Annotated in this window: 19 protein-coding genes and 3 tRNA genes; 16 read left to right on the top strand and 6 right to left on the bottom strand. The window is 51.3% G+C overall.

From position 1 onward, the window contains the following. Positions 1-73: 73 nt before the first annotated feature. Positions 74-487, top strand: coding sequence for a lipoprotein YedD (gene yedD / locus HV242_RS14100; protein ID WP_050737005.1), 414 nt, complete (start codon positions 74-76; stop codon positions 485-487). A gap of 64 nt (positions 488-551) precedes the next feature. On the opposite strand, the gene amyA is transcribed toward yedD, so the two are convergent. From amyA to fliD, 4 genes are read right to left on the bottom strand one after another with little or no spacing between them, the layout of a single operon-like run. After that, on the bottom strand, positions 552-2039 hold the full coding sequence (gene amyA / locus HV242_RS14095) for an alpha-amylase (protein WP_050737004.1): 1488 nt from the start codon (positions 2037-2039) through the stop codon (positions 552-554). A gap of 52 nt (positions 2040-2091) precedes the next feature. After that, on the bottom strand, positions 2092-2466 hold the full coding sequence (fliT, locus tag HV242_RS14090; RefSeq protein ID WP_044867686.1) for a flagella biosynthesis regulatory protein FliT: 375 nt from the start codon (positions 2464-2466) through the stop codon (positions 2092-2094). Positions 2467-2471: 5 nt separating this feature from the next. Further along, positions 2472-2876 carry a flagellar export chaperone FliS gene (fliS, locus tag HV242_RS14085; protein ID WP_044867687.1) on the bottom strand — a complete coding sequence of 135 codons (405 nt, stop codon included), beginning with the start codon at positions 2874-2876 and terminating at the stop codon, positions 2472-2474. A gap of 21 nt (positions 2877-2897) precedes the next feature. Then, entirely contained in the window at positions 2898-4322 is a 1425-nt protein-coding gene (fliD, locus tag HV242_RS14080; protein WP_044867688.1) for a flagellar filament capping protein FliD, read from the bottom strand. A gap of 401 nt (positions 4323-4723) precedes the next feature. Between fliD and HV242_RS14075 the strand changes: the two genes are divergently transcribed. The 9 genes from HV242_RS14075 to sdiA all read left to right on the top strand — a co-directional run bounded on the left by HV242_RS14075 (position 4724) and on the right by sdiA (position 12640). Continuing rightward, entirely contained in the window at positions 4724-5554 is an 831-nt protein-coding gene (locus tag HV242_RS14075; RefSeq protein WP_044867689.1) for a flagellin N-terminal helical domain-containing protein, read from the top strand. Between the two features lie 62 nt (positions 5555-5616). Beyond that, positions 5617-6822, top strand: coding sequence for a flagellin lysine-N-methylase (gene fliB / locus HV242_RS14070; RefSeq protein WP_044867690.1), 1206 nt, complete (start codon positions 5617-5619; stop codon positions 6820-6822). 129 nt (positions 6823-6951) lie between these two features. Further along, positions 6952-7671: an RNA polymerase sigma factor FliA gene (locus HV242_RS14065; protein WP_008500338.1), complete on the top strand. Its 720-nt coding sequence runs from the start codon at positions 6952-6954 to the stop codon at positions 7669-7671. Between the two features lie 54 nt (positions 7672-7725). Further along, positions 7726-8277, top strand: coding sequence for a flagella biosynthesis regulatory protein FliZ (gene fliZ / locus HV242_RS14060; protein WP_014170713.1), 552 nt, complete (start codon positions 7726-7728; stop codon positions 8275-8277). An 86-nt stretch (positions 8278-8363) separates the two neighbouring features. Then, complete coding sequence (gene tcyJ, locus HV242_RS14055) at positions 8364-9164, top strand: cystine ABC transporter substrate-binding protein (RefSeq protein ID WP_020883350.1); 801 nt, start codon at positions 8364-8366, stop codon at positions 9162-9164. Positions 9165-9271: 107 nt separating this feature from the next. Further along, positions 9272-10258, top strand: coding sequence for a D-cysteine desulfhydrase (gene dcyD, locus HV242_RS14050; RefSeq protein ID WP_050737003.1), 987 nt, complete (start codon positions 9272-9274; stop codon positions 10256-10258). Between the two features lie 20 nt (positions 10259-10278). Then, the gene (gene tcyL, locus HV242_RS14045; protein ID WP_014170710.1) at positions 10279-10947 is read left to right on the top strand and encodes a cystine ABC transporter permease; all 669 of its coding nucleotides are present in this window, start codon (positions 10279-10281) and stop codon (positions 10945-10947) included. Then, entirely contained in the window at positions 10944-11696 is a 753-nt protein-coding gene (tcyN, locus tag HV242_RS14040; protein ID WP_044867346.1) for an L-cystine ABC transporter ATP-binding protein TcyN, read from the top strand. The genes tcyL and tcyN overlap by 4 nt, the downstream gene beginning before the upstream one ends. Before the next feature lie 221 nt (positions 11697-11917). After that, positions 11918-12640 carry a transcriptional regulator SdiA gene (gene sdiA, locus HV242_RS14035; RefSeq protein ID WP_050737002.1) on the top strand — a complete coding sequence of 241 codons (723 nt, stop codon included), beginning with the start codon at positions 11918-11920 and terminating at the stop codon, positions 12638-12640. 66 nt (positions 12641-12706) lie between these two features. Here sdiA and HV242_RS14030 read toward each other — a convergent pair whose 3' ends face one another. After that, positions 12707-12931 carry a DUF2594 family protein gene (locus HV242_RS14030; protein ID WP_003859644.1) on the bottom strand — a complete coding sequence of 75 codons (225 nt, stop codon included), beginning with the start codon at positions 12929-12931 and terminating at the stop codon, positions 12707-12709. Then, positions 12918-12998 carry a hypothetical protein gene (locus tag HV242_RS24525; protein WP_418251707.1) on the bottom strand — a complete coding sequence of 27 codons (81 nt, stop codon included), beginning with the start codon at positions 12996-12998 and terminating at the stop codon, positions 12918-12920. Before HV242_RS24525 ends, HV242_RS14030 begins: the two co-directional genes overlap by 14 nt. A gap of 398 nt (positions 12999-13396) precedes the next feature. Between HV242_RS24525 and uvrY the strand changes: the two genes are divergently transcribed. From uvrY to HV242_RS14000, 6 genes are all read left to right on the top strand, one after another. After that, positions 13397-14053: a UvrY/SirA/GacA family response regulator transcription factor gene (uvrY, locus tag HV242_RS14025; protein ID WP_063858806.1), complete on the top strand. Its 657-nt coding sequence runs from the start codon at positions 13397-13399 to the stop codon at positions 14051-14053. Next, entirely contained in the window at positions 14050-15882 is a 1833-nt protein-coding gene (uvrC, locus tag HV242_RS14020; RefSeq protein ID WP_044867345.1) for an excinuclease ABC subunit UvrC, read from the top strand. Before uvrY ends, uvrC begins: the two co-directional genes overlap by 4 nt. Positions 15883-15938: 56 nt before the next feature. Beyond that, a complete protein-coding gene (pgsA, locus tag HV242_RS14015; protein ID WP_014170706.1) occupies positions 15939-16487 on the top strand; it encodes a CDP-diacylglycerol--glycerol-3-phosphate 3-phosphatidyltransferase in 549 nt (182 codons plus the stop codon). A 152-nt stretch (positions 16488-16639) separates the two neighbouring features. Continuing rightward, positions 16640-16715, top strand: a tRNA-Gly gene (locus HV242_RS14010). A gap of 46 nt (positions 16716-16761) precedes the next feature. Further along, a tRNA-Cys gene (locus tag HV242_RS14005) sits at positions 16762-16835 on the top strand. A gap of 11 nt (positions 16836-16846) precedes the next feature. Further along, a tRNA-Leu gene (locus tag HV242_RS14000) sits at positions 16847-16933 on the top strand. Positions 16934-17151: the final 218 nt, after the last annotated feature.

Genomic DNA, 17151 nt, shown 5'->3' with positions numbered 1-17151 from the left:
CCCCGTCGATCTTCGCTGGCAGCCCAAGCGCTTTAATGCCACAATATTTTTTTCTTCGAATGCAGGAAAGATGATGAAAAAAATAGCAATTGCTGGCGCGCTGCTGGCACTGACCGGGTGCGTTCAGGTGGATAACTATCAGGAAGTGATCAAACACCCCGTCCCGGCGCATCTGGCAGGGTACTGGCAGTCAAAAGGGCCGCAGAGCAAAATGGTGAGCCCAGAGGCGATTGCCACGCTGGTGGTGACGGAGGAGGGCGATACGCTGGACTGCCGTCAGTGGCAGCGCGTAATCGCTGTACCGGGTAAAATCATGCTGCGTTCAGACAGTTATTATAACGTCACCCGCAAGCTGGATATTTATCCGCTGGAGCGCGATGGCTCTGTTCTTGAGTATGATGGTATGAAGCTACAGAAGGTCGATCGCCCGACGGTAGAGTGCGCAGATTATCTGAGCAAAAATCCGCTGGAGAGTAAACTTCCGTAGTGCATGTTGCCGGGTGGCAGCTTCGCCTGACCCGGCATTCAATTCACGTCAGATGCTTTTACAACTACAACGCATCCTCAATCACCCACACACTGACGCTTCCACCTTTGCAGGTAAAGGTGCCTTCGCCATCCGCTGCGGTAGTGACCGTTTCTTCGCGATTGCCGAGAAAATCACGCCACGTTTTGTTGCCGTAGTTTTCACCCAGACAAATCACTTTCTCGCCGTCATCGCCATTCGACATCACCACCACACAGCCAGGATCGTCTTCGGTGCCGCTGCGGCTGAAGGCGATACAGTTTGGGTGATCGAAGAACAGCGTCTGCACGCCGTGGGCAAAACGCTGGCGGGCGAGGATCAGCTCGTGAAGCTGCTCGATGATCGGCATATCAATATGGTAGGTTTCGCCGTCACCGCCCGTATCGTCATAGCAGGCACCGAATAAATCCGGATAAAAGACGCTGGGCACTCCGTTTTCACGCAGCAGTATCAGGGCATAGGCCAGCGGTTTAAACCAAGCTTCGACCGGCGCTTCCAGCGCCTGCAAAGGCTGAGTGTCATGGTTGGCAACCAGAGTTACTGCATGGAACGGATCGGCTTCGACCAGGGTGCCGGTAAAGATTTGGCTCATGTCGTATTCCCGACCCTGGCGCGATGCTTCGTGGAATTTCATCTGCAGGGGGGCATCGAACAGCATCGTCTTGCCATCGACCTGGTCAATATAGGCCTGCAGTTTATCCACTTCGTGGGACCAGTATTCCGCCACGATAAACAACGGTTGCGTTGCGACTTCCTGAACGTGCTCAATCCACTCCTTATAAAACCAGGCGGGAATGTGTTTGACGGCGTCCAGACGAAAACCGTCACAGCCAGTTTGTTCCATGACCCAGCGGGCCCAGTATTTGATCTCCTCGGTGACGGCATGGTTGCGAAAATCAATGTTTTCGCCCATCAGGTAATCAAAATTACCCATCTCATCATCAACCTGGTCGTTCCAGCCTTCACCGGTGTAGTCGTTGACGATTTTAAAAATGCCGTCTTCATCGGGGTTTTCAATATGGTCGACGCCGCTGAAGCATTTGTAATCCCAGATAAACTGCGAATATTGCCCGGCACGGGTAGGGAAGGTGTAGCGTGTCCAGGCTTCACACTCAATGATCTCATCGTCGATCTGCGTGCGATCCTGTTCGTTGACGCGTTGAACGCGGACGGGTTCTTTCTCGTCTGCGCCCATTTTGTGATTAACCACCACGTCAAGGAGGACGGCGATCTCATTACTTTTGAGTGCGTCGATGGCCTCCAGCAGCTGAGCTTTGTCACCGTACTTGGTGGCGACGCTGCCTTTCTGGTCAAACTCACCGAGGTCGAAGAGATCGTAAGTGTCGTATCCGACCGAGTACCCGCCGGATGCGCCTTTACAGGCTGGCGGCAACCAGATCATATTGATGCCGATTTCGTTAAGATTGGGGGCTAACGCCGTGACCTCTCGCCACAATTCACCGCCCGCAGGGTAATACCAGTGAAAACATTGTAACAGGGTGGGGTTTTTCATCGTCCGTGCTCCAGAAGCCGTTTGGCAGACTTCTGGAGTATGGATGAAGAAATCATAATTGTGAGTCGCGGGTTAAATTTTCTGGGTAAAGAATATTTCCTGACAGCTTTCCATAGGTAGACGTGATGGATTGCTGTTTGCCGGTTTGATCAATCAGATTACGCAGCTCGTCCATGCGGACCTTCAGCAGTGCCTTTAGCGCATTCTCATTGTCGAGGATCATTTCCAGCAGCGCACGCGCTTGCTCAACCTGAGCCGGAGGGCATGACATGATGGGCGTTTGAGAAATCCTTTCCACCAGTTGTACGTAATGCATTTCCTGCTCGATAAGCGCATCCCATTGACCAGAATGTGCGAGATTTAGCATAGCAATGCTCTGAGCATGTAACGCCTGCCAGTGGCTAAGCGCTGCGCTGGGATTGTTCATCAAAATTATCCTGAAATAGAGGACGCATTGGGGCCAATTTGCTTCCACGCATCCGCAATGTTGTTTAATAAACCCTCGACTTCAACAATTGTGTCTACGTCGTTACTGACATTCGCCAGCAACAAACGTCGAACCATATATTCGTACAAGGAGGCAAGATTATCGGACAACTCGCTCTCAACCTCCATGTTCAGTCCTGCTTTTAAACCGTTGTCGATGATGTTAATGGCTTTGGATAACGCTTCGCCTTTCTCACGAATTTGTCCAGCTTCCATGAACAAACGCGCGCGAACAAGGGCGCTGTGCGCCCCGTCGAACAACATGACAATCAGCTGGTGTGGACTGGCATTCATGACTGCGCTTTCAACTCCTATCTGCTGATAAGATTGAACACCAGAGGTCTTATACATATCCACTCCTGAAGGCTACGACTACTTTTGTGAGAACTGTTGGGTCAGGTAGTTGGCCGTACTGGTCATTTTGGTAACTAATACGTCCAGGCTGGTGAACTGGGTTTTGTAACGCGCCATGGTGGCTTCAATTTGGGCATCCATGGCATCGTAACGCTCACCCAGGGTTTTCAGCGTTTTGTTGATCCCGTCCTTCGCGTTCTGGATCACTCCGGCGCTGCCAGTACTGGTGCTGAGCATATTGGTCAGCGTGTTGTTCATCTGGGTCGCCATACCGGTTTTCTTTCCGTCACCGACAAAATACTGCTGTACGGCGTTCGGGTTGTCGGTCAGCGCTTTTTTCAGCTTATCGGTATCGACTTTCAGGTTACCGATGGTACCGTCGGACGCTTTCACCGGATCCTGAGTAACACCCAGCTGCGCCATGATCTGAATGGAGCCGGTTTGTGCTTCGGTCAGCAGGCCGCGCAGCTGAGACTGGATCCCGCGAACGTTAGCATCACCGACCAGCGCGCCGTTGCTGGTGGACTGGCCGCCAGCGCCTGCATCGACCGGAACATACTTCGTCAGGCTGTTAATAGTGGACTGCAGCGAGTTGTACGCCGTGACCCAGTCCGTGATCGCCTTCTGGTTCGCATCCGTTGCGCGTGATACCTCAAGGGTTTCATCCGCTTTGCTTTCGGCCTTCACCGAGAAGGTGACCCCAGGCAGCGCATCGGTAATGGTATTCGACTGACGCTCGATGGAGATATTGTTTACCACCACAATGGCGTTCTGCGCGTCGGTGTTCACCGTCAGCGCGCCCGTTTTGGTGGTTGAATCATAGCCAATCGCGCTTTGAAGTTTGGCGTCGCCGGTGACGCTTACCGTCATCGCGCCATCCGTACCGGTGGTTTTCGATGACAGCATCAGGCGGTAATCACCGTCTTTCGCTTTAATGACGCTGGCGGTGACGTTGCCGTTGGCTTTATTAATAGCACTCGCAATCCCTGCCAGGGAAGTATCACCATCTGCCAGGTTCACCTCTAAAGGTGTCTTCGTACCTGGCTGGGTGATGGTGATTTTACGCGTCGTACCTGTCGTATCGCCCAGCAGATCCGTGTTGTTTGCATAGGAGCCCGTGGTGAGCGCCTGTGCCTTTGCAACCTGGTTGACGTTGACAACAAAGGAACCCACGGACGCGTCAGCCGTAGTTGTGGCAGTAAAGGCCGTGTTGGTGCTGCTAACGGACGTTGAGTTCCAGGTGGTTGCTTTGCCAAGTGCAGCGGTCGCAGTCTGCAGCGATGTCATGGCGCTCTGCAGTTTGCCGTAAGCACTTAACTGTGCGTTATACGTTGATTGCTGGGAAGTAATCGTCGTCAGCTTGGTTTTCTCTGCCGCTTCCAACTGATTATATAAATCCCCGAGTCCTGCAGAACCTATCCCGAGGTTACTGATAGTAGCCATGCATATTTTCCTTAAAATACGAAAGTAGTTCAGGACTCTTATCGGCCTCTTAACGTAAAAGTTTACGATGGTGAGAAAAAAATAATCCAAAGAATAGACACGTCCTGGCGGGGTAAATGAAAGGATTGCACTTTAGGATCATTATCGGCGCATTAAAAACAGGAGAAAGTGTGTGCCTTTTTTGACATCTCTTTGTGCGTTAAAAAAGCGTAAATAATAAACCTCTCATGAACCTTAATTGATTTTTTAAAAATAAAACCATTAATAATCATTAAGTTATAATTTTTTCAAAATTGATTCTAAAGTCTTTTGGGGACCCGTCGATAACCTTGTTGACGGTGAGAGACGCTGTGAGTGTTAGGCACCGGACCTAAAACCCAATTTTTGAAGGAAAGAAAATTATGGCAGTTATCAATACTAACCTGATGTCCCTGACTACTCAGAACAACCTGAACAAATCTCAGTCTTCTCTGGGCACTGCTATTGAGCGTCTGTCTTCAGGTCTGCGTATTAACAGCGCGAAAGACGATGCTGCTGGCCAGGCGATTGCAAACCGCATGACCTCCCAGATCAAAGGTATGACTCAGGCAGCACGTAACGCCAACGACGGTATCTCCATGGCGCAGACCGCTGAAGGTTCCCTGAACGAAATCAACAACAACTTGCAGCGCGTTCGTGAACTGGCTGTTCAGGCAAGTACTGGCACCAACAGCGCAACTGACCTGGCCTCTCTGCAGGATGAAGTTACCGCTCGTCTGGCTGAAATTGACCGTGTTGCGGGCAAAACTGACTTCAACGGCATCAAACTCCTGACAGGTACCGCGGGTAAAGCTTCCGACGGTAAAGTTGCCATTCAGGTTGGCGTAAACGACGGCGACACCATCACTCTGGACCTGAGCGGCGCTAAAGCTGACTCTACCACTCTGGGTGTTAAAGGCATCGATCTGACAGCAATGACCGCTACCGACCTGGGCACCATCGACACAGCTATCGCTACGGTTGATAAAGCACGTTCAGGCCTGGGTGCTGTGCAGAACCGCTTCACTTCTGCAATCAACAACCTGAACAACACCTCTAACAACCTGTCTGCTGCTCAGTCCCGTATCCAGGACGCTGACTACGCAACTGAAGTTTCCAACATGTCCCGCGCGCAGATCCTGCAGCAGGCTGGTACTTCTGTTCTGTCTCAGGCAAACCAGGTTCCACAGACCGTTCTGTCTCTGCTGCGTTAATTTTACGCACGAAACCCCGCTTCGGCGGGGTTTTTTTGTCTCTGAATTTTGAGGACCCGCCTGTGAAACAGATCGTTATTACCCAGCCTAAACTGGTCGCAGATTTCTCCTGTGTCGGTGGGGAATGCCGTGAACATTGTTGTCAGGGCTGGACCATCGCGTTTGATAAATCCTCCGTTAATCGCTATCTGAACAGTAAAAATGCCGCCATTCGTCACACGGCGAAAACGGCGATAAAAGTTACCAAAAAACAGTATGGCCACTGGGGCGAAGTGATTTTCCATACGGAAAGTAAAAACTGTCCGTTTATGGATACGGAAAAACTCTGTTCTATTCACAGCGCCATGGGCGCGCAGGCCTTAAGCCCAACCTGTTCGTCGTTTCCACGGACAAACCGGGTCTATAAAAATGAAATCGAAAAATCATTGAATCTCTCGTGTCCGGAAGTTACCCGACTTCTGTTGAACGATCGGGAGTCTATGTCGATGATGGAATCGGTCATTGTCCAGCAGGACGTCAATACTGCGCCGATGATTGATTTAAAGGCAAAAGTCATCAATCTCTTCTGCCAGAATATTTTCAGCGTTGAGAACGTCAGCGTTGAAGAACAGGTTTACGCTGTGGTGAAATTCCTCATGGTGGCTGAAAAGCTCGAAAACCTCGAAGAGAATATCGGCACGCTCGAAACGGTCTATTTCTCGCTGGTTAACGAACTGGTGAGCGATAAAATCAAAACGGAATTAGGCGGATTTAATCAGAACTACAGTCTGAAATTCGCGTTAATTTCGCTCATCCAGAGCTACTTTACGAAGAAAGCGACAGCCCGCGGCGGCGCAGTATTAAATCGTTATTTTACCCAGCTATACCAACAATTTGAGTCTGCGGGTGATACCGTTCCGGCAGAGAAGGTCATGGAGAACATCGAGTCCGTCTGGCGCGATGTGGCGGGCAGTTACCTGGCGACCAATGACCATTTATTTAAGAACTTTTTTAAATACAAACTATGGGAGCAGGGCTTCCCACAGAACAATGGCCGTAGCATGTTGAATAATCTTTATTTAATCGTTGCGGAGTTCTATTTCCTTAAAACGTTACTTGCCGGTCAGGCTCTCGTGGCGGGAAAAATTGAACAAGATAATATCGTTGATGTTATTTACAGCTTCCACTCCCTTAGCCAGCATAATCAGGAAGCGGGAAAGCTCTTTCATCAACACATAGATAGCGTCAAACTGGGCGACGATCTTTCATTGTTGCAACTGTTAATTTAACCAGAAAAGTTGCCCCGGTTGTGGGCAACCTCAGAATAACCTCACTTTATCCCCCTTTTTCATCCAATTGAACGCCCTGCAGAATCGGATAATCATGCCGATAACTTAACTAACGCAGGGCTGTTTATCGTGAATTCACTCTATACCGCTGAAGGTGTAATGGATAAACACTCGCTGTGGCAGCGTTATGTCCCGCTGGTGCGTCACGAAGCATTGCGCCTCCAGGTGCGCTTGCCGGCGAGCGTGGAACTCGACGATCTGCTACAGGCGGGCGGTATCGGGTTATTGAATGCAGTTGACCGATACGACGCTCTGCAAGGAACGGCATTTACGACTTACGCAGTTCAGCGTATTCGTGGTGCGATGCTGGATGAGCTGCGCAGCCGTGACTGGGTGCCGCGCAGTGTTCGCCGCAACGCACGCGAAGTGGCGCATGCGATGGGGCAGCTGGAACAGGAACTGGGACGCAACGCAACGGAAACTGAAGTGGCGGATCGTCTTGGCATTGCTGTTGAAGAGTATCGTCAGATGTTGCTCGATACCAATAATAGCCAACTCTTCTCTTATGACGAGTGGCGAGAAGAGCATGGCGATAGCATCGAGCTGGTGACGGATGAGCATCAGCAAGAAAACCCGTTACACCATTTAATGGAAGGTAATTTACGCCAGCGCGTAATGGAAGCGATTGAGGCTTTACCTGAGCGCGAACAGCTGGTGTTGACCCTCTATTATCAGGAAGAGCTTAATCTAAAAGAGATTGGCGCTGTTCTGGAAGTGGGGGAGTCTCGGGTGAGCCAGTTGCACAGCCAGGCCATTAAACGTTTACGCACAAAGCTGGGTAAGTTATAGGTGATTGATTCACCTGAAAAATGCCGCACAACGTATTGACAACCAGGAGTTATCATGACGGTGCAGCAATCTAAAAGACGGCCTTTAAGCCGCTACCTGAAAGACTTTAAACACAGCCAGACGCATTGCGCCCACTGTAACAAGTTACTCGATCGTATCACGCTGGTTCGCCGAGGCGAAATCGTTAATAAAATCGCGATTTCACGTCTCGACACGTTGATGGATGAAGCAGCATGGCTCGAAGAACAAAAAGAGTGGGTGGCGCTTTGCCGTTTCTGCGGTGATCTCCACTGCAAAGAGCAAAGCGACTTCTTCGACATTATCGGCTTCAAACAATTCCTGTTTGAACAAACGGAGATGAGCCACGGAACCGTACGCGAATATGTCGTCCGCCTGCGCCGTCTCGGACAACATCTCACCGTGAACAACATCTCCCGCGATCTGCTGAAGACCGGCTATCTGGATGAGAATCTTGAGCCGTGGTTGCCTGCGACCAGCACCAACAACTACCGCATTGCGCTGCGCAAGTATGCACAATATAAGGTACAAATGCCGGGTGTCATAAAGCAGAAAGCCCACGCTGGAACAACTTCTGATATATATTAAAAAAGAATAAGATGTAGCGCAGTCGCCTTTGACCTTGCAGGTGATTTCTCTACACTACTCAAAAATTCCACTATATCGGGGTATTTATGAAATTAGCACTTCTGGGTCGTCAGGCGCTGATGGGTGTAATGGCAGTCGCGCTGGTCGCGGGTATGAGCGTGAAAACGTTCGCCGCAGAAAATCTGCTGAATAAAGTGAAAGAGCGCGGTACGCTGCTGGTCGGGCTGGAAGGAACCTATCCTCCGTTCAGCTTCCAGGGCGATGACGGTAAACTCACCGGTTTTGAAGTGGAATTTGCACAGGAACTGGCGAAACACCTTGGCGTGAAAGCCTCCATCAAACCGACCAAATGGGACGGTATGCTGGCGTCGCTGGATTCCAAACGTATTGATGTGGTGATTAACCAGGTGACCATTTCTGACGAGCGTAAGAAGAAGTATGACTTCTCCACGCCGTACACCGTGTCCGGTATCCAGGCGCTGGTGAAGAAAGGTAACGAAGGCACCATCAAAACGGCCGCTGACCTGAAAGGCAAAAAAGTCGGTGTCGGTCTGGGGACCAACTATGAAGAGTGGCTGCGCCAGAACGTTCAGGGTGTGGATATCCGCACTTACGATGATGACCCGACAAAATACCAGGATCTCCGTGTAGGTCGTATTGATGCGATTCTGGTTGACCGTCTGGCCGCGCTGGATCTGGTGAAGAAAACCAACAATACCCTGGCGGTAGCCGGTGATGCGTTCTCTCGTCAGGAATCCGGTGTAGCTGTTCGTAAAGGCAACGACGACCTGGTTAAAGCGATTGACTCCGCGATTGCTGACATGCAAAAAGACGGCAGCCTGAAAGCCCTTTCTGAGAAGTGGTTCGGGGCAGACGTCACGAAATAAGTCTTTGACGTTAAAAAAAGGCGCTTTTAAAAGCGCCTTTTTTATTTCTTACGCGTCTGCGTGCATAATGAAAAATATCACATTGAGTCAGTGTTACCGGAGAACCCATGTCACTACAGAATTTAACGCGCTTTCCCCGCCTGGAGTTTATCGGCGCGCCGACTCCGCTGGAGTATCTGCCGCGATTTTCTGACTATTTAGGACGCGATATTTTTATCAAGCGCGATGACGTAACGCCGATGGCGATGGGGGGCAATAAGCTGCGTAAGCTGGAGTTTCTGGCCGCTGACGCCCTGCGTGAAGGCGCGGATACGCTCATTACCGCAGGTGCCATTCAGTCTAACCATGTCCGTCAGACTGCCGCGGTGGCCGCAAAGCTGGGTCTCCACTGTGTGGCATTGCTGGAAAACCCAATTGGAACGCACGCAGAAAACTATCTGACTAACGGCAACCGTCTGCTGCTGGATCTGTTTAACGTACAAGTTGAAATGGTCGAGGCATTAACCGACCCGACCGCACAACTTGATGAACTGGCGACGCGTCTGGAAGCACAGGGTTTTCGTCCCTACGTTATTCCTGTCGGCGGCTCGAATGCGCTGGGCGCGCTGGGGTATGTGGAAAGTGCGCTGGAGATTGCCCAGCAATGCGAGGGGGCGGTCAGCCTCTCTTCTGTCGTTGTTGCTTCCGGCAGTGCAGGTACCCACGCAGGGCTGGCCGTTGGTCTGGAGCAATTATTACCCGACGTCGAGCTTATTGGCGTGACGGTATCGCGTAGCATCGCGGACCAGAAGCCGAAAGTGGTCACCTTACAACAGGCGGTGGCAGAGCAACTGGCGTTGAAGGCAACGGCTGATATCCAGCTCTGGGACGACTATTTTGCACCAGGCTACGGCACGCCTAATGAAGAGGGGATGGACGCGGTGAAATTGCTGGCGCGCCTCGAGGGTATACTGCTTGATCCCGTGTATACGGGCAAAGCGATGGCCGGTCTTATCGATGGCATTGAACAGAAGCGCTTTAAGGATGAAGGGCCGATTTTGTTTGTTCACACCGGCGGGGCACCTGCGCTGTTTGCCTACCATCCTCATGTCTAAAATCAGGTCGAAAAATAATAATGCAAGAAAGTATTCAACTGGTTATTGATTCCCTGCCGTACCTGCTTAAAGGTGCGGTATTTACGTTACAGCTCAGTATTGGCGGGATGTTCTTCGGTCTGGTACTCGGGTTTGTGCTGGCCTTAATGCGTATGTCGCCCGTCTTACCAGTACGCTGGGTGGCGCGTTTTTATATCTCCGTGTTTCGCGGCACGCCGCTTATCGCCCAGCTCTTTATGATCTACTACGGTTTACCGCAGTTTGGTATTGAGCTGGATCCGATCCCCGCGGCGATGATTGGTTTGTCGCTCAATACGGCGGCATACACCTCTGAAACGCTGCGTGCGGCAATCTCGTCCATTGATAAAGGGCAGTGGGAAGCGGCGGCCAGTATCGGCATGACGCCCTGGCAAACGCTGCGCAGAGCCATTCTGCCTCAGGCGGCGCGTGTGGCGCTTCCGCCACTCAGCAACAGCTTTATCAGCCTGGTGAAAGACACGTCGCTGGCGGCCACCATTCAGGTACCGGAACTGTTCCGTCAGGCGCAGCTTATTACCTCGCGCACCCTGGAAGTGTTCACCATGTATCTGGCGGCCTCGCTGATTTACTGGGTAATGGCGACGGTGTTATCCGCCTTGCAAAACTATTTCGAAAACCAGCTTAACCGCCAGGAGCGTGATCCAAAATGAGTGCTATCGACGTTAAAAACCTGGTGAAAAAATTCCACGGTCAAACGGTGCTCCACGGGATTGATCTGGAGGTAGAGCAGGGCGAAGTGGTCGCCATTATCGGCCCGAGTGGTTCCGGGAAAACAACGCTGCTGCGCAGCATCAACCTGCTTGAACAGCCTGAAGAAGGCACGATTCGGGTGGGGAATATTACGATTGATACCGGCAAATCCATCAGCCAGCAAAAAGGTCTGATTCGCCAGTTGCGCCAGCATGTGGGCTTTGTTTTCCAGAACTTCAATCTCTTCCCACACCGGACGGTGCTGGAGAACATCATTGAAGGCCCGGTTATTGTAAAAGGGGAAGCCAAAGAGGACGCGACGGTTCGCGCGCGCGAGTTGCTCGCAAAAGTCGGGCTGGCCGGTAAAGAAACCAGCTACCCGCGCCGCCTGTCAGGTGGTCAGCAGCAGCGTGTGGCGATTGCCCGCGCGCTGGCGATGCGCCCGGATGTGATCCTCTTTGATGAACCGACCTCTGCGCTCGACCCTGAGCTGGTGGGCGAGGTGCTGAACACCATCCGCCAGCTGGCACAGGAGAAACGCACAATGGTTATCGTTACCCACGAGATGAGCTTCGCTCGTGATGTGGCGGACCGCGCCATTTTCATGGATCAGGGAAGGATCGTGGAGCAGGGGCCGGCAAAAAACTTATTTGCCAACCCACAGCAGCCGCGAACCCGTCAGTTCCTTGAAAAATTCCTTATGCAGTAGAATTTTTGCACTAATTTGCTCCAGAAAATTCATCTGGGGCAAATTATTCTCCCCCTGCGCCCGACACCGTGTTTTTTTATTCCGCTCAGGCCCAATAAACCTTATCAAACGTAAAGTTAATTGTGCTGTTGCCGATATTTTGTAGTTAGAAATAAGTTTTATGTGTTAGGTTATATTCACCATAATAATGAATATCATTTCAGAGGCTTCATTTAGTAAGTATGAAGGATTCAGACTTTTTCACCTGGCGACGGGAATGCTCCCTCCGGTTTCAGAAATTGACCTGTACCGACGAGGTATATCAGGAACTTCAGCGACAAACTCAGGCGCTAGAATTCGATTATTACGCACTCTGCGTACGCCATCCCGTGCCTTTTACGCGGCCTAAGATTTCTGTGCATACCACTTATCCGCCACAGTGGCAGGCGCAATATCAGTCGAAGAATTATTTCGCCATTGACCCGGTGTTAAAACCGGAGAATTTCATCCAGGGGCATTTACCCTGGACTGACGAATTATTCGCGGATGCTGAGGAATTATGGCATAGCGCACGGGAGCACGGCTTACGTACAGGAATAACGCAGTGTCTGATGCTGCCGAATCATGCTCTCGGTTTTCTGTCGGTTTCCCGTACTAGCATGCTGGAGAGCCCGCTAGACCACGAGGAAATAGAGCTGCGGTTACAACTGCTGGTGCAAGTGGCCTTAACATCGTTGATTCGATTTGAAGATGAGATGGTGATGCCGCCTGAGATGAAATTCAGCAAACGTGAACGGGAAATTCTTAAATGGACCGCGGAAGGGAAGACGTCGGCGGAAATTGCGATCATTCTCTCCATCTCAGAGAATACGGTTAACTTTCATCAGAAGAATATGCAGAAAAAATTCAATGCGCCTAACAAGACGCAGATCGCGTGTTACGCGGCGGCGACCGGGCTTATTTGAGTAGAGAGTACGTTCTGCGTGTCAGACGAGGCAACGGCTGAATGCACCGCATCCAGCCGTTTTTTATTACTGGCGGTAGGCTTGTTTAATTTGCTTAACAGTGTTGGCAAATACCGCGGATTCAGCCTGGTCTTCCATCTGCGCGATTTGTTTTTCCATTTTAATGATCACACGACCGGCGTCAGCCTGGCCCATCGCCTGTAGCATCAGCGTTAGCAGCGATTTCAGGCAGTTTACTTCCTGTGCCAGTTCCTGGTTATTCTCCGCAGTGGCAAATTCAGGTGTGCTCATTTATTTTCCTCATTATAAAACGGCGCTCGTGCGCGACGATGAAAGTCAAGGCGGCGGAGTATACCACAAGGCGCAGCAAAAAATGCAGCGGTTGTTTTTCGTACTTTTACACAGGATGTTTATTTGCGTAAACAACGCGTGCCGCTAAACTGTGCGGCGTTAATAGCGACGAATTGTTTATACCCGGTTCGCTTGCCGTTAATTATTGTTACAAAAATTTAAGAACTGTTTTTTTACGGACTCAGACGACAGGTTTTTGTAACTTTTTGAATACAGATGCTTAAAAAAAGCTGCACAAGCCCTGGTGGCGCGGGCTCTCTTTCCACGTTCTGTACAGCCTAATTTCCAAAAACGAGAGCGAAATCGAATAGCCGATTTTTTAACGTTTTAATCTTGTGAGGAAAACCGTTAATATAAACCAAATTATCACTCAGTAGCGTTATCCCTATTCTGGAGACATTTCCTTTGATCAACGTCCTTCTTGTTGATGACCACGAACTGGTGCGCGCAGGGATACGACGCATTCTTGAAGATATAAAAGGTATTAAAGTTGCTGGTGAGGCTTGTTGCGGCGAAGATGCCGTAAAATGGTGCCGCACTAATTCGGCCGATGTGGTGTTGATGGATATGAACATGCCCGGTATCGGTGGTCTTGAAGCAACCCGCAAAATCGCGCGTACCTTTGTTGATACAAAAGTCATCATGCTGACCGTGCATACTGAAAACCCGCTGCCCGCGAAAGTGATGCAGGCGGGCGCTGTCGGTTACCTGAGTAAAGGTGCCGCGCCGCAGGAAGTTGTCAATGCTATCCGTTCCGTGTTTGCCGGACAGCGTTACATTGCTTCCGACATTGCTCAGCAGATGGCCCTGAGTCAGATCGAACCCGAGAAAACGGAATCGCCGTTTGCCAGTTTGTCCGAGCGTGAATTGCAGATTATGCTGATGATCACCAAAGGTCAGAAGGTAAATGAGATCTCGGAACAGCTGAATCTTAGCCCGAAAACGGTGAACAGCTATCGTTATCGCATGTTCAGCAAACTGAACATTCATGGTGATGTTGAACTGACTCATCTGGCCATCCGGCATGGTTTATGTAATGCGGAGACGTTGTTAAGTCAGTGAGTGATGTGTTCGATTCAAAAGCATTTCTGAAAACCGTAACCAGCCAGCCTGGCGTCTATCGTATGTATGACGCTGGCGGTACGGTTATCTACGTGGGGAAAGCGAAAGATCTCAAAAAGCGCCTCTCCAGCTATTTTCGCAGTAACCTTGCCTCCCGCAAGACCGAAGCACTGGTCGCACTCATACAGAATATTGATGTTACCGTCACGCATACCGAGACGGAGGCGCTGCTGCTTGAGCATAACTATATTAAGCTCTATCAGCCGCGCTACAACGTGCTGTTACGCGATGATAAATCCTATCCGTTCATCTTCCTGAGTGGCGATACGCACCCCCGGCTTGCTATGCACCGCGGTGCAAAACATGCCAAGGGTGAATATTTCGGCCCGTTTCCCAACGGCTATGCCGTACGTGAGACGCTGGCGCTGCTGCAAAAAATCTTCCCTGTTCGCCAGTGTGAAAACAGTGTCTATCGCAATCGCTCGCGCCCGTGTCTGCAGTACCAGATTGGCCGCTGTCTGGGGCCATGCGTTGCCGGACTGGTGAGTGAAGACGAGTATGCGCAGCAGGTCGAGTATGTGCGCCTGTTTTTAGCCGGGAAAGACGATCAGGTATTAACGCAGCTGATTGCCCGGATGGAGAAAGCCAGTGCAGCGCTGGAGTTCGAAGAGGCCGCGCGGATCCGCGACCAAATCCAGGCGGTGCGCAGAGTCACTGAGAAACAGTTTGTCTCGAACACCGGTGACGATCTCGACGTGATCGGCGTTGCCTTTGACGCCGGCATGGCCTGCGTGCATGTGCTGTTTATTCGTCAGGGTAAAGTGCTCGGGAGCCGCAGCTATTTCCCGAAAGTGCCGGGGGGGACGGAGCTGGGTGAGGTGGTTGAAACCTTCGTCGGCCAGTTCTATCTGCAGGGGAGTCAGATGCGTACGCTGCCATCGGAGATCCTGCTTGATTTCAATCTCAATGATAAAACGCTGCTGGCGGATTCGCTGTCAGAACTGGCTGGTCGTCGGGTTAACGTGCAGACCAAACCGCGCGGTGACCGCGCGCGTTACCTGAAACTTGCCCGGACCAACGCGGCGACGGCGCTTACCACAAAACTGTCCCAGCAATCGACGGTCCACCAGCGTTTAACGGCACTGGCTACGCTCCTGAAGCTGCCGGAGGTTAAACGGATGGAGTGCTTCGACATCAGCCACACGATGGGCGAGCAGACCGTGGCCTCCTGCGTGGTGTTTGATGCTAACGGCCCGCTGCGCGCGGAATATCGTCGCTATAACATCACCGGGATCACGCCGGGTGATGACTATGCAGCCATGAACCAGGTGCTGCGCCGTCGCTACGGTAAAGCCATCGAAGAGAGCAAAATCCCGGATGTGATACTGATTGACGGCGGGAAAGGGCAGCTCGGGCAGGCGAAAGCCGTCTTTGACTCACTTGATGTGAGCTGGGATAAAAACCTTCCGTTGCTGCTGGGTGTGGCAAAAGGGGCCGATCGTAAAGCCGGTCTGGAGACGCTCTTCTTCGAACCGGAAGGGGAGGGCTTCAGCCTGCCGCCGGATTCTCCGGCACTGCATGTTATCCAGCATATCCGCGATGAGTCACACGATCATGCTATCAGCGGGCACCGGAAAAAACGGGCGAAGGTAAAAAACACCAGTACGCTTGAGACCATCGAAGGCGTCGGGCCAAAACGCAGGCAGATGTTGCTTAAATATATGGGCGGATTGCAAGGATTACTCAATGCCAGCATGGAGGAAATTGCAAAAGTGCCGGGTATTTCGCAAGCGCTGGCAGAAAAGATCTACTACTCGTTGAAACATTGAGGGCTCTGTAGCAACATAGAGCTAAATTTTACTGACAACAAACAGTTACCGTCATTATGCAATTTAATATCCCTACGTTGCTCACTCTTTTTCGCGTTGTGCTTATCCCGTTCTTTGTACTGGCGTTTTACCTGCCAGTCGTCTGGGCCCCTTTTGCCTGTGCACTGATTTTCCTGGTGGCTGCGGTTACGGACTGGTTTGACGGTTATCTGGCACGCCGCTGGAACCAAAGCACCCGCTTCGGTGCCTTCCTCGACCCGGTCGCCGATAAGGTCATGGTCGCTATCGCGATGGTGCTGGTGGCTGAGCACTACCACACGTGGTGGGTAACGCTGCCTGCAGCAACCATGATTGGTCGTGAGATCATCATCTCTGCACTGCGTGAGTGGATGGCGGAGCTGGGTAAGCGCAGCAGCGTCGCGGTATCGTGGATTGGTAAAGTGAAAACCACCGCGCAGATGGCCTCGCTGGTCTGGATGCTCTGGCGTCCAAACGCCTGGGTTGAGTGGGCGGGGATTGGGCTGCTGTGGGTTGCTGCGGTACTGACGCTGTGGTCTATGCTGCAATATTTAAACGCTGCCCGCGGCGATTTGCTTGATCAGTGATCGTTTCGACGTTATTTTCAGCAAACGATCCGGGGATGCAAAAAATAACGTTGACTCATACCGTCATATCAGTAGAATGCAACGCATCGAACGGCGGCACAGCTAGCCGGACGATAATGAAATCAAGTGGTTAGAAGTTAACTTGATGACATGCGGGAATAGCTCAGTTGGTAGAGCACGACCTTGCCAAGGTCGGGGTCGCGAGTTCGAGTCTCGTTTCCCGCTCCAGATTAAAGACATGCGCAATAGCGGGTGTCGCGTAAAAAAGTTTTACGGCGCGTTAGCAAAGCGGTTATGTAGCGGATTGCAAATCCGTCTAGTCCGGTTCGACTCCGGAACGCGCCTCCACTTTCTTCCCTGGCCGGATGGTGGAATCGGTAGACACAAGGGATTTAAAATCCCTCGGCGTTCGCGCTGTGTGGGTTCAAGTCCCACTCCGGCTACCATGGGAAAAAGCAGAATAATCAAAGCAATAAGCAGTGTCGTGAAACCACCGAAAGGTGGTTTTTTTGTGCCTGTTTTTCGCCGTATACCATAGTTTCACCCTTCAACTTCGCCACAATAAGAGGGCAATCATGCCCAACAATGGCCATTACCGATAGGATCTGTCGGCGTCGGTCGTCAGCTGCGAAATCACGGTTTAAATACTGATGGCGCTGTCTCT

It is taken from the genome of Enterobacter sp. RHBSTW-00593, from assembly GCF_013784105.1.
GTDB lineage: Bacteria > Pseudomonadota > Gammaproteobacteria > Enterobacterales > Enterobacteriaceae > Enterobacter > Enterobacter ludwigii.
The sequence above is the reverse complement of the archived record's forward strand: the minus strand, read 5'-3'. Positions and strand labels throughout refer to the sequence as shown.